Origin of the sequence: Lentilactobacillus sp. (assembly GCF_040773105.1) — a bacterium.
GTDB lineage: Bacteria > Bacillota > Bacilli > Lactobacillales > Lactobacillaceae > Lentilactobacillus > Lentilactobacillus parabuchneri.
In genome coordinates this window covers 1-13,100 of the sequence record NZ_JAXGWW010000046.1, presented here as the reverse complement: position 1 = coordinate 13,100, position 13,100 = coordinate 1, and the positions used below count along the sequence as shown (strand labels likewise).

Below are 13,100 nucleotides of genomic sequence, written 5' to 3'. Positions count from 1 at the left end.
ATACGATTAATGACGGCATCTTTATCCTCTAATTTTGGTGCCTTGGACGTAATTAATCCCAGAACAATCCGCTTGTTCTTGTCGCCATTCCAGATCCTATCAAGTGGCGTGAAGTCACCGGCCCGCTCGCTGTCGTACTCAAGAAAAAGGCCGTTGTAATTTAGCTGACCGAGGTAGTCGGCAATCCCATCGTAGCCGCCGGAAAATAGAAAGGTTGATTTGACGTTTCCCCGACAAATGTGAGTCGTCACGGTTAAATCGGCAGGTAAGTCTTCAAGAAGTTGATTGATGACTTTGACGGAGTCTTCAGCCAACTTGATGTATTTGGCATGGGCATCCGGATCATCGGCGGTTTCGTGGAGCTTGCTAATTAGAAATGCCCAGGTGGTGTCGTCGAGTTGAATGTAGCGGGCACCAAGTTCGTAGAAATGCAAAATGGTTTCGTGGTAAGCCTTGGCAACGTCGGCTAAATATTGATCCCAGGTGTCATAGAACTTTGGCCAGTTATCGCTGCGGTTGTCACGGAAGAGCATGGTTGGTGAAGGGATGGTTTGCTTTGGTGTGGTCCCGTCCGGTGTAATCGACTGAAGAAACTGGAAGCTTTCAAAAAATGGGTGGTCGGGGTTGAAGGCCACCTTGCCGGATAATTCGGCATTATCGGTACGGGTTTTGCTGCCATGGAATTTGTAGCTCTTGTGGTAGTCATATTTATCAACGCCGGTTAATCCCCAAAGAAAATCAAGGTGCCACCAACTACGGTTAAACTCGCCGTCAGTGATGTCCTTGAGTCCAAGGTCAACTTGTTTGGCAACAATTTTCCTGGTTTCGTTGTGTTGGACTTGTTGAAGCTCGGCGGCAGTAATTTGGCCGGCTTTAAATTTGGCGTGGGCATCCTTGAGGGTTTGTGTTCTTAATAAGCTCCCAACAACATCATAACGATACGGAAATTTAGTTTGAACGATTGAATTTGTCATTTGAAGATCCTCCTAAAATACTGTCAAAGTTTCACTTACGAAAAAAGCATTCGCCCCCTGACTGTCATATTGACAATCAAGGGACGAATGCTCGCGTTACCACCCTTATTCGCGTTGCTTTTGCAAACAACGCCTCAACGGTACCCATTGATACCCGGGAAGTTAACGGTTCCTACCGATTATTCCGCGTGAACGGAACAATGCCCTTTGGAGCTCATCTTCACCGTCATTTCGATACCTGCTCTCATCTGCCAGGCTTTCTGAAATCGATCCGAGTGGCTACTCTTCTCCTCATAGCTTGATATTTCGTAAGTTTTCTAATTGCTTTTTAATTTAACTCAAATTCAATGGGATGTCAATTAATTGTTGGCTGATGATGTGTTCGTTTGAAGTCGATATAGATAATCGCCAGTAAAACCACATTGATGATAATTGCGGCCGCAAAGACTTTATCACCAGCCGCATGGAGAACGTAGGCACTGAAGACGATCCCCAAAATAAACATCAAGATACCACTGAGAAACCTGCCGGCTTTGATCATCGCCGTCCGATCATGGCTGAAGATCCCCTCATAAACGTTGTTGGAAAAATTCTTCAAGTTTCCGGTCATGATCCCGTTATTGACGCTGGTACTGCCGATTTTGTTAAAGACGGTCAGTTCATAGCCCGAAAATAGGCCGAGGCAAAAGAGCATCGTCAGCATCGATAAATGGTTCAGGGTCGACAAGCCTAAAAGTCCAAGAAACAGAATGCTGAAGAGCAAAAAGACGTTAAAGCGCCGATCCGTATCGAGCTTAATGTGTTTACAGGCTTGAGAGATAAACGCCCCAAGTAAAAATCCCAGCAATACCGGCACGCGAATATAGGCCGTATGCCATCCCCTGGTTGCCCACTCATAAGCGAAGACCACCAGATTTCCGGTCTGGGCGCTCACAAATGAGCCGTGAAAATTTTGAAAGGTATAAGCATCAATGGACCCCATAATGAATGTTTGTGCCAGGGTTGTCAGACTATTTTTAGTGGAAAAGTTCATGATAATCACGCTTTCCTAATTTCTCTATGTCATTACAGGTCTACTATAACAGAGTTATCGGCGAGTTCGACACTAAAAAGAAACTGTCCATTGTTTCTTTGAAAATTCTTGTTATACTTAAACTACTTTTTGATGAGAACTTGTTACATTTAATGTGTAAGCTACTAACTTTTAGATCGTTAATAGGGTACAATGTTTGTAACGCATCATGACTGGAAGGATGATGATTATCAAGTCGAGTATACTAATTGCCGAAGATTTTTCTGCGGTTGGTCGACTGTCAGCAACTGCTGCGCTTGCGATTTTGTCGGCTTTTGGCAGTCAGACCGCCACGTTACCGACAGAGATTTTATCTACTCAGACAGAAGGATTTGGTCAGCCAGCCACACTGACCACCGATAGTTTTTTAAGGCGAGCAACCGGTCACTGGAATGGGCTGGATGATTTGATATTCAAGTCAGCGATCGTCGGCTACGTCGGAAAATCCAGTACAGCTGACTTGTTGTACGACTACTGTTCAAAATCGGATTTAACGACGCTGCTAATTGATCCGGTTTTGGGTGACCGGGGACAGATGTACGAAGGCTTTGACGATGCCTACCTGGCAAGCATCAAACACCTCGTTGAAATTGCTACATTGATGACGCCAAATATCACGGAACTGAGTTTATTAAGCGGTGAAAAATTGGCATCTGACGCCGATGACGATCGACTGGTTCACGCCATCAAAAAGTGTCAGGAGAAGACCCAATCTAAAGCGCGGGTGATTGTGACCGGCGTTTTGCGAGATGAAGGCATTGGTTGTGTTTATATGCGTGATGGTCAGCTCAAATGGGTTGGGTCGAAATGGCTTCATGGTCACTTTTATGGAACTGGCGACGTATTTTCGGCACTCCTGATTGGTTACTTAAACCTCAACTTGGATTTTGATATGGCGATTCAAAAGTCGATTGATGGTGTCTATGAGGCAGTTCGGTTAACCAGTAAAGCACCAGCCATTCAGCACAAATTTGGGTTGAATTTAACCAAAACATTATATGATGTCGCAAAGTTTACGTTAGGACAAGCAGGGGAAGAAGTGTAAATGATGGATATAGCAACGGTCAAACATGATTTATCAGATGTCTTAACTGAGTATTTTGACAAGGTTCAGTTTCCAAAAAACGGACTTTTTGTCGTTGGCTGCAGTACCAGTGCCATTTCGGGTGATTGGTTGGGAACGAACTCCCGATTGGATATTGGCAAGGCTGTCGTTTCAACGCTGGAGGAATTTTTACTTCCAAGAAATCTTCACTGGGCGATTCAAGGCTGCGAGCACATTAACCGGGCACTTCTGGTTGAACGATCAGTTGCTGAGCAGCACAATCTGGAAATTGTGTCGGTTGTCCCGGCCATCCACGCTGGCGGTGGCACTCAAGTTGCAGCCTACGAGCGGATGGATGATCCGGTTGAAGTTGAGCACATCACCGCATTTGGCGGAATTGATATTGGTGGCACGGAGATTGGGATGCACGTCAAATACGTTCAGATTCCGGTTAGAATGACCAATAAAAAGGTCGGGGCGGCTAACGTGGTTTGCCTATCATCACGGCCTAAACTGATTGGTGGTCAGCGGGCAATGTATGATTTTACGGCAGCAAATAAAGAAGATTATGTATTGGGAGGACAGCAATAATGGATCGAAAAAGTGTTGGAGGAAAGGTCAGCAGTGACATTTTTAAGGTGGTACTGACGGCCATGTTTATCGCGGTTACCGTCGCAATCAGCCGGTTCTTCATTATTCCGGTTCCCATGACTCACGGAAATATCAATCTGTGTGATGCGGGAATCTTTATTAGTGCTATTTTATTAGGACCAAAAGTTGGTGGCGTTGTCGGTGGGGCCAGTGGATTCTTGCTGGATCTGATTTCCGGATACGGTCAGTACATGTGGTTTTCACTCATTGTCCATGGTGCAGAAGGCTTGATTGTTGGCTTAATTGCGGGTAAGAACGCCGATCGCAAATGGACCAAACTCATCGCGGTGTCGGTTGGAATTGCCATTATGGTGGTGGGCTACTTTGTGGCCGATTCGGTGCTCTACAATCTGTATGCCGGCTACATCGGGATAGGTACTAATTTGATTCAAGGATTGGTTGGGGCTTTGATCGCATATTTGGTCACGCCAAAATTAAAGAAACGAATTTAACTGCAAAATGATCAATCATTTTTTGTGAGGAGGGATGTCTACAATGACAGAAGATAATCATCAATTAACAACAGAAGATTTTACCCAGTTACATCAAGAATTTACGGATGCACCAAAAAGCGACGTCCTTTCTAAAATCATTACCCAAAACGGCATTAATCAAGCGGCCCAGGATCCAGAGGCCCAAGTTCGATTAAACCCGGTGTTCTCAGTCGATTTACAAACTGGAACGGTGACCAATCAAAAACAAAGTGGCCGTTGCTGGTTATTTTCGCTGGTGAATACGTTACGCCATCAATTTGCCAAGAAGTATCAGGTTAAGGATTTCAATTTATCGCAGAAGTATCTGTTTTTTTGGGACAAAATTGAACGGGCAAATATCTTTTATGACCGGATGATTGCCACAGCCAGTCGACCAGCCGATGACCGAGAAGTTGAAGCTTATTTGAGCTTTCCCGGCGATGACGGTGGCCAGTGGGCAATGGCAGCTGCCCTGGTTCAAAAGTATGGCGTGGTGCCGGTGAGCGATTTTCCAGAAACCGCCAATGTTGAGAATACCGGGGCCTTTGACACGGTAATGAACCGCAAGCTCCGGATTGACGCCGCCAAGCTCCGTGAGATGATTCACGATGGCAAATCCGATGACGAAATTAATGCGGCTCGAAAACAAATGTTAAGCGCCGTGTATCGAATCACGGCCTACTCTTTTGGGGAGCCACCCACGACAGTTGATTTTGCTTATCGAGATGATGACAAGAAGTACCACAAAATTTCGGGTTTATCCCCCAAAGCGTTTTACGATCAATACTTTGGCGTTGACCTTGACGACTATGTGGTGGTGTCGAATTCACCGGAAAAAGCCTACAACAAGCTCTATTCACTGCCGAGCCAAAACAACGTGGCTGGCGGAAAACAAATCGAATTTTTAAATTTACCCATGAGTACGCTCAAACAAGCCACCATTGCCCAGCTTAAAGACGGTGAAACGGTGTGGTTTGGAAACGATGTCCTCGAGCAAATGGACCGCAAAAAAGGTTTTTTGGATAGCCACTTGTACCGCTATTCAGAACTATTTGATACCGATTTAGAAATGGACAAAGCAACACGGTTGAAGTATCATCAAGCCGCAGTATCTCATGCCATGACCTTTACTGGTGTCGACTTGAACGGTGATACACCGACCAAATGGAAAGTTGAAAATTCCTGGGGCGACAAGAACGGAGAAAAAGGTTACTTTACCATGAACGACGATTGGATGGATGATTATGTCTATGAGGTGGTTGTCCACAAAAAGTACCTGTCAGATGACCAGCAGGCATTGCTTGAACAAGCACCAATCGAATTGCCGGCTTGGGATTCCTTGGCCTAATTTCCGTAAATACTAAAAAAGAACCTCGGCTGGGGTTCTTTTTTAGTATTCGGGTTAATTATTAACATCTTGTAATTCATTGGAGTAAATGAGTAAACGTTGCGCATACGACGGGTGGTCAAAGGTTGAACGAATGGTGGTCTTCAATTCTGTTAAATTGTCGGTGATAATTCCGTCAACATTTAGAAATAACATCCGTGTCATATGCGGCTGGTCGTCAACGGTCCAAGCGTACACTTGTTGGCGATGAAGATGCGCCTCGCCGACAAATTGCTGATTAAGCGTGGTTTCTTCCATGGTGTAAGCATTGGCTTTCGTTTCAGGAAACGAAAAATTGTAAGGTAAGATATAGCTGACGAATAATCGAGGGGCATGCTTTTTGAGCCCCATAATAACGCGATAGTCCAGTGAATGGACGTGATCATGGTCTCGTAGAAGCCGTTTTTCATACCGATTGATAAATAATTGCAACATGTTCTTGCTATCATGGGAAGTGGTTTTGATTTCAACCAATAATTTTTGATGATCGTGTTCTGCAGCCTTTAAGTACGCGTCAAAGCTCGGGATATAAGCTTGATGGCCATTTTCACGGGCCTTTAGCTTGGTAATTTGGCCCAATGTTAATTGATAAGGAGCAGCGTTAACGCCGGTTAATTTAGCCAAATTTTCATCGTGCATGACGACGAACTGGTGATCTTTGGTTTCATGAAGGTCCATTTCAACGTAATCGGGCTTTTCCCGGCTGGTTCGGTTGAGGGCTGGAATGGTGTTTTGAACGCCGTTTCCGTCATCAACGCCCCGGTGGGAAATGGTGACCGGTTGGCTGAACAAAGCGCCTTTAAGGTAAACGACATTATAAGAAATTCCGGCGAATAAGAACAACCCGATTAAAATTGCCCCAACCCAGCGTCTTTTAACCCGACTCTTTTTCGGCAAACGTGTCAGTAAGGTGTTTCGCTGCCAGTGTGATTGATCCAACACCATTAGCAAAATCAGCATGAAAACAACCATGCTAAACGAGGCGACAAGTCGTTGCCAGACAGTGAGTAGGCCCATATTCGTAACCGCACCAATAAAGGCAACCAGTTTGGATTGCGTATCCAGAAATTTTTGGAGGAAGTAAAGGCCATATGAAACGATGGCTGTTGAAAGAAAGCTGATAATGCCAAGTAGGAAAATTCGCCAGAGATACTGCCAGCCGTTGTGGCGGGTTAACTGCCAACTATTTCGAGCGGCTTGAAAGCCCCGTTGTTGGTGAATAATCATGAGTGGCAACACCTGGATCAATCTAAGTCCAAGGTAAAAGATCAGTAGACCAAGCACGGCAAGGAGAATTGCGATCAGTGGATTTTTTTCAAGATCATCGAGGATAAAGACCGGAATGGTGGCTTTTGCCAGCAACGGAGAATTCAGGTACACAAATGAGAGTGGCAGAATTAAAATAAAGTAGCCGATAAAGAATAAAAAGCTGCCGATTCGAAGACGCTGCATGGTTGAAAGCGCGTTTTTGCAAACTTGCCAAAGCGTCATGTTCTGCTGAAGGGCAATATTGTCAATCCCATAAAGGGTAAAGGCAAATTGCCAAAAGACCAATGCAAAAATGGCAATTAATAATAGCAGGAGTTCGAGGATTGCAAGTGGTTTTTGCGTGAGCAGCCAGACGGCATTCGTATATGAAATGTAAGGTACACCATTTGATTTTAAAATCACACTTGTCATGAATTCCATGATTGGAACGACAATTATACTCAATAAAAGGTTAATGACGATGAGCAAACTGACGTAGGCACCCCAATTGTGAAAGAAAGTTCGCGTAGCGTTTCTTAAAAGCTTTTGATCCTTCATATTTCAATTATCTCCTCTTTGAATAGACGATTTCATGATATCATAGTGAGGAATCGTGCGCGTTAAAAAAGCCGGGAGCATTGTGCTCTCGGCTGAAGTATCCAATCCAATTATTGCTCCGACGACCGCAAACGGAGAGCAGCGTCTAGTCCTGTGGGCGACGACCGCAAGCGGAGAGCAGCGTTTAGTCCTGTGGGCGACGACCGCAAACGGAGAGCAGCGTCTAGTAGTTAAACGGTTTGCTCCACACTAAACGTGCTCCACGAACCAACTTTCTCCGCTTAATATAATCATCAGCTTTGCCGCAAAATCGCGCCAAAGCCGATGATTACATTAATGCTCCGACGACCGCAAACGAAGTGCAGCGTCTAGTAGTTAAACGGTTCGTTGCGCACTAAACGTGCTGCGCAAACCAACTTTCTCCGCTTAATCCAATCACCACTTTCGACGCGATAACGCGTCAAAACTGATGATTCAATTAATGCTCCGACGACCGCAAACGAAGTGCAGCGTCTAGTAGTTAAACGGTTTGCTCCGCACTCTCTAATTTTTCGGCGTTACCCATACCTGTGTTGCCGGGTCATCATCCAGATTGCGGACGACCTTATAGCCGGTCACACTCAAGTTTGTGTCGTGGTTCTTGCCAGACACGGTATCCTTTACCGAAACGGTTTGGTGCATCGGGATGTCTGACAATTTCCCCTTCATATAGATAACTGGATTGTTGTCCGAGTTATTTTTAAACGTGTACTTCAGCGTTCCTTGCTTATCCAAATCATTAGCCTTCTTGGCTTGATCATAAGTCTTATACATTTTATTAACGCTATAAATCGTGACAGTGTGGTTCTTGCGATCAAATCTGTAAGCATCAATTCCCGACTTGCTCTTATAATTGATCGAGCCGTTCATGTACCATAGATTCTTATTTGAAGTCAGTACTTCCTTTGCAGACTTGTGTTGAACCGCGTTTTGCATGCTGGCCTTACTGCTGTCATTTTTTGAAGTTCCTTTGTTTGAGGAACTGCTGCAGCCTGCCAATACCAGTGCAAAGCTTGCAACGACCACTAAAATAGCGGCTAATGATTTGCTTTTTTTCATGTCCATAATCACCTCATATGTTGAAATTATCACATAACACTGTCAAAATCTAGTCGTACGCTTCAATATTAATAATTGATACAAAACTTTAATCAGATCGCAACCGAAAAAGGGTAAAATTTAGGAGAGGGGAGGCAGGTACAAATGGTTACAATTCGAGACATCGCGAAGAGACTGGGCCTGTCGGTTTCGACCGTATCACGGGCACTCAATGACAATAAACGCATCAGCATCAAGACTCGCAGAAACGTTCATCAAATGGCAGAAAAGCTGGGGTATCAGCCTAACTATAATGCTAAAAATCTGACCAACCGTGAAGCAAACACTGTCGGAGTTGTTTTCCCGGTAAATAATCGGGTCGTTGACAACATCTTTTACGTCGGCATTTTACGGGGGATGAACGCCCAATTGAATCAGCGCAACTATGTCCTGTCAATCGCAATTGGCGACAGTACCGAACAGGTTATTGATAACGTTAAATCAATGATCACCCGGGCTCAAATTAAACATTTTATTTTGCTGTACTCACACCAAAATGACCCGGTGATCGAGATGCTCCAAAATGAAGACGTGGACTTTGTCACTATCGGAAAACCAGCGGCGGGGCAGGATTGGCTTTATGTTGATAACGACAACGTTAAAGCCGGTTTTGACGGTGCCAATTTTTTGATTAATGAGTTTCACGCACAAAATCCAGTATTCGTTCAAACCCATAATGATTGGCCGTTTGAAATTGACCGGCGAAAAGGGTATTTGGACGCAATTAATCAAGCTGGCAAACAACCGGTTGTCTTTTCGATTCCTGACGCCGATGACGCCGTTTCCGACCAGTTTATAAAGGATCACCCACAGATGGACGGAATCGTTGCTATCGACGATTATAGCGGTCTCAAGATGTACCACCGTTTCAAAATGATTTACCCTGATAAAGACATTGAGGTACTGGGTTATAACAATTCATTACCTGCCGAGCTTACCGATACGCATTTTCATTCAGTGGACATTCATCCCGGGGAAATGGGCAAGTCGGCGGTTCAACTGCTATTGGATAAGCCGGAAGATGGTGAAGCGGCCAACCGCCATATTATTGTCGGCCACCAAATTGTCTAGGAGTTAGAGGGGAATCACATGAAACAGCAGAATCAATGGCTCTTATTGATGTCGACGTCGATTGTGTCCTTTATGTCGACAATCGATGCCAGTATTGTAAATATCGCTGTCCCTAAAATGTCACGGGATTTGCACGTTCCCAACAATCAGGCGGAATGGATCGTTTCAGTTTATTTGGTATCAATTTGTGTCTTGCTCATTTTCTTTGGCAGATTATCAGATCAAATTGGCCGGGTTCGGATCTTTCAGACGGGGACACTGATCTTTGTCACCGGCTCGCTGTTTTGCGGGTTAAGTCTGAATTTACCCATGATTTTGGGCGCCCGGTTACTCCAAGCCTTGGGGGCATCGATGACGATGGCCACTAATTTTGGGATCATCACCGATATTTTTCCGCCCCATCGGCATGGGATTGCTTTAGGGGTTAACAGTTCGTTTGTTCAGGTGGGAAATATTGCCGGCCCGGGAATTGGCGGGCTTATTTTGACGTGGTTAAATTGGCATTACATATTTTACATCAACGTTCCAATTGGGATTATTGCATATTTATTGGGTCATCATTTCTTTCCACGGACACCCCGTGCAACGCGAAAAATTCAAGTTGACGTTCCCGGATTTTCAACTTACGCTGGTGCTGTGATTAGCTTCTTTGTGATGATCTTTTGGGGTCAAATGATCGGCTTTGGCGATTGGCGAATTTTGAGCTTGCTGGTAGTGACGATTGGATTATTCGCAGCATTCTTCGTGATTGAACAGCGAGTCGCTGCGCCACTGATCAACCTTAAAATATTTCATAACCTTGGATTTACGTTTGGTATTCTGTCGGCAATGCTGGTCTATGCTTGCGGTTATTTCAACAACGTTATCATGCCATTTTACTTGCAGGACCGATTATTATTGTCGTCAGCGATTGCAGGGCTTATCTTGATGGCCGTGCCGTTGCTCAATATTTTCAGCGCACCCACGGGCGGATACATTGCCGATCACATTGGCGCCGAAAAGGTTTCTTTTTATGCCCTGTTTATCTTCTTGATTCCAGAAGTTATCTTCCTTTTGATTCAGCCTTCCTGGTCAATCTGGTGGCTCATTATTGGCCTGGCGTTGTTTGGAACGGCAAACGGGGCCTTTCAAAACAATCCAATGATTATGGGCAATGCATCACCGGAGTTTCAAGGGATTGCAGGATCGATCGCGGCATTGGGGCGCAACTTTGGCATGACGATTGGACTTTCTTTGGCCACGTCTCTACTTTACTTTGGAATTAGTCGCCAGGCTGGCCGACGGGTGACAACATACCCCGACGCGCATCCGGACTGGTTTGTGGCCGGGATGCACTTTGCTTATCGATTTGCGTTGGGGATGATTATTTTAGCGATTATCCTCTTGGCGGTCGTATTGTATCGACGGGCAGCTAAAGAGAAGCGGGTTATGTAAATGCAGAATCAGAAAAAGGGGCACTCACATGAGCGTCCCTTTTGATTTGACTTCCGTTGACTATTCCCCTTGAATCTCATAGGTTTCTAGAAAATCCGGTTGAGAAAAGATCTCAATGCGGTCTTGATAGCCCTTGACGACGACTTGACCCGCTTCGATGGAGGTGGCGCCGTTTTGTGTAATCACTTGAATTTTATTTTTCTTCTTAGTGATATGACTTTCCAGCGGCTTTAAAAAGTCCATGACAGCTTTCTGATTTTCGCCGTCATAAATAATGAAGGATTCATCAATTTTTCGATGGGCAATGCCGCTTGCTTGCATGTTAATTACCTGCCTTATGATGTGATTTAATACTATTGTATCGCATCAGGCGGCTGTAGAGGTAATGGTTGGGAATAAATATGGGGTTAAATTAGTTTTTCAACAGCAAGGATAATATCATCATTTTCTTCCTTGTATATCCTTGGTATCGCTGCTTGACCGTTAATTTTTAAATTTTACTTTTGATCGGTTATACTGAAGGTAAATATGCGAGGAGTTTTAATAATGAACAGGAAAGTATTTAATATAACAAAAGCTAAAATGGGTGCACTGATTATTTTGAGTTTGGTGGTTGGGGTTACTATGATGACACTCAATGCCAAGGCTGATTCAGGTTATACAGTTGTCAAAAAAATTGTCGGCAATAATCCAAACAGCGCTTATCATCTAACAAATAAGTCAAAAAATGTTTATCTATGGAACAGCCAGCACACAAAAGTTAAGGCTAATTTGAAGCATTATAAAAATTACAGCTGGCGATATTACGATCAAAGCGTCATTTTGTCGCATAATTCGAAAAAATCAGTTTATTACTATGTTCAAGGAATCACCCCTAATGGTAATGAAGGCAGCAAGTTGCAAGGAATTATTTGGCATGGGCACCTAACCCCTGGCGTTAATCCCAACTATAAACAACTCAATAATATCAATTATCGTTATTTCAATACCGACACTGAATATCTAAATTACATTAAAAAATCACCATCACAAAAACTGACCCGTGAAGTGTTGAAGTTGTTTCCTAATACTCAATTATCAATCAAGCTTACCAAAGCTGCTAACGGGGCCAGCCCCTGGGCTTGGAGTAGCCCAACAGTTGATGGGTACAAAAACATTCTTGAATTTCCAACGGTCCAAAGGTATTTTAATAAGCGATTTTACAAGCCAAGCATTTCTGATAACACTAGGTTTAAATTAATCAAAGATGGTTTAGACAAGAGTTATAGTCAAACGAAACGAAGTGCATTAAACCAATATCAAATTGGTATTTATTATTACAATAATCCTCACCGTCTTATTGATGATGAGGCCCCCGGATTTACTATTGCAGTTCCAAATTAAAAGATAGTTCAAGGCATTACTGTAGGTTCCTTTACTTCCAAAAAACTGGGTCAAGTCAAAATTCTTATGGATTTTGACTTGACCCAGTTTAATTTTTGGAAAACTATTCAATCCCATTATTTAACCGTTGGTGGCAATAGTGCAATCATAATAATGCCATAAAAAATGCTATTTTTTGGAAATGCATAAGCACCAATCGACCAACCAGAAAAATCAAAAAATGTTTTATGATCAGTCTTCAAATACTTTTGAAGCCAATTTTTTTCAAACTGTAAAAAGCTGACCTTATTCTGTCGAAGCTGATTATACGCACCAGGTACTGCTGAGTACGTGGAGAATCCACTAGCTTTCTTTTGCTTCTCAGCGCCTAAGATTTTTCCTTCATATTCGTAGTAAGTATCACCCGGCTCGTAAGTATTGACAGCGTGAATATAGTATTCAGCCACTTGTTGCAATTGCTTATCCGGAATGGTACCTGGAAATAAATTGATTAATGATTGATTTAATTTTGAATCAATTAAGCCAGCCGGATAGCTTCCCTTAGTTAAAGCGCCCTTAGTGAGATAACCTTTCCAAATGTAGCCACTCATACTCTGCTTTGCATTGGTCACTTTATAAAAAATTCCAGTTTTATGCCCATTAGTCATTTTTAACGACTTTGAAACGT

13 protein-coding genes are annotated in these 13,100 nt (G+C 43.6%); 7 read left to right on the top strand and 6 right to left on the bottom strand.

The genetic code is table 11. From position 1 onward, the window contains the following. Nucleotides 1-974 (bottom strand): 5-methyltetrahydropteroyltriglutamate--homocysteine S-methyltransferase (locus AB3112_RS04050; protein ID WP_367333989.1); only part of this gene is annotated, 974 nt, incomplete at its 3' end. Nucleotides 975-1,329: 355 nt separating this feature from the next. Then, nucleotides 1,330-2,007, bottom strand: coding sequence for a YoaK family protein (locus AB3112_RS04045; protein ID WP_084998232.1), 678 nt, complete (start codon nucleotides 2,005-2,007; stop codon nucleotides 1,330-1,332). A gap of 220 nt (nucleotides 2,008-2,227) precedes the next feature. Here AB3112_RS04045 and AB3112_RS04040 point away from each other — a divergent pair, with 220 nt between their 5' ends. The 4 genes from AB3112_RS04040 to AB3112_RS04025 are packed head-to-tail and all read left to right on the top strand — an operon-like array spanning nucleotide 2,228 to nucleotide 5,563. After that, complete coding sequence (locus AB3112_RS04040; RefSeq protein ID WP_084973936.1) at nucleotides 2,228-3,091, top strand: PfkB family carbohydrate kinase; 864 nt, start codon at nucleotides 2,228-2,230, stop codon at nucleotides 3,089-3,091. A 3-nt stretch (nucleotides 3,092-3,094) separates the two neighbouring features. Further along, nucleotides 3,095-3,682 carry a TIGR01440 family protein gene (locus tag AB3112_RS04035; RefSeq protein WP_057909894.1) on the top strand — a complete coding sequence of 196 codons (588 nt, stop codon included), beginning with the start codon at nucleotides 3,095-3,097 and terminating at the stop codon, nucleotides 3,680-3,682. Further along, the gene (locus tag AB3112_RS04030; protein WP_057909847.1) at nucleotides 3,682-4,194 is read left to right on the top strand and encodes an ECF transporter S component; all 513 of its coding nucleotides are present in this window, start codon (nucleotides 3,682-3,684) and stop codon (nucleotides 4,192-4,194) included. Before AB3112_RS04035 ends, AB3112_RS04030 begins: the two co-directional genes overlap by 1 nt. A 43-nt stretch (nucleotides 4,195-4,237) precedes the next feature. Further along, nucleotides 4,238-5,563 carry a C1 family peptidase gene (locus AB3112_RS04025; RefSeq protein ID WP_084973938.1) on the top strand — a complete coding sequence of 442 codons (1,326 nt, stop codon included), beginning with the start codon at nucleotides 4,238-4,240 and terminating at the stop codon, nucleotides 5,561-5,563. Nucleotides 5,564-5,617: 54 nt separating this feature from the next. Here the strand turns inward: AB3112_RS04025 and AB3112_RS04020 are convergent, their stop codons facing one another. Next, complete coding sequence (locus tag AB3112_RS04020) at nucleotides 5,618-7,408, bottom strand: glycerophosphoryl diester phosphodiesterase membrane domain-containing protein (RefSeq protein ID WP_367333988.1); 1,791 nt, start codon at nucleotides 7,406-7,408, stop codon at nucleotides 5,618-5,620. Between the two features lie 543 nt (nucleotides 7,409-7,951). Further along, entirely contained in the window at nucleotides 7,952-8,506 is a 555-nt protein-coding gene (locus tag AB3112_RS04015) for a hypothetical protein (RefSeq protein WP_179136529.1), read from the bottom strand. Between the two features lie 144 nt (nucleotides 8,507-8,650). Here AB3112_RS04015 and AB3112_RS04010 point away from each other — a divergent pair, with 144 nt between their 5' ends. Together AB3112_RS04010 and AB3112_RS04005 are read left to right on the top strand one after the other, a co-directional pair. Then, nucleotides 8,651-9,616, top strand: a complete 966-nt coding sequence (locus AB3112_RS04010; protein ID WP_084973944.1) for a LacI family DNA-binding transcriptional regulator — start codon at nucleotides 8,651-8,653, stop codon at nucleotides 9,614-9,616. Nucleotides 9,617-9,634: 18 nt separating this feature from the next. Next, nucleotides 9,635-11,050: an MFS transporter gene (locus AB3112_RS04005; RefSeq protein ID WP_084973946.1), complete on the top strand. Its 1,416-nt coding sequence runs from the start codon at nucleotides 9,635-9,637 to the stop codon at nucleotides 11,048-11,050. Nucleotides 11,051-11,110: 60 nt separating this feature from the next. Here the strand turns inward: AB3112_RS04005 and AB3112_RS04000 are convergent, their stop codons facing one another. Next, the gene (locus AB3112_RS04000; RefSeq protein ID WP_084973948.1) at nucleotides 11,111-11,371 is read right to left on the bottom strand and encodes a hypothetical protein; all 261 of its coding nucleotides are present in this window, start codon (nucleotides 11,369-11,371) and stop codon (nucleotides 11,111-11,113) included. A gap of 225 nt (nucleotides 11,372-11,596) precedes the next feature. Here AB3112_RS04000 and AB3112_RS03995 point away from each other — a divergent pair, with 225 nt between their 5' ends. After that, on the top strand, nucleotides 11,597-12,433 hold the full coding sequence (locus AB3112_RS03995; RefSeq protein WP_084973950.1) for a hypothetical protein: 837 nt from the start codon (nucleotides 11,597-11,599) through the stop codon (nucleotides 12,431-12,433). A 116-nt stretch (nucleotides 12,434-12,549) separates the two neighbouring features. On the opposite strand, the gene AB3112_RS03990 is transcribed toward AB3112_RS03995, so the two are convergent. After that, nucleotides 12,550-13,100: hypothetical protein (locus tag AB3112_RS03990; RefSeq protein ID WP_367333987.1), on the bottom strand; the 551-nt coding region annotated here is incomplete at its 5' end.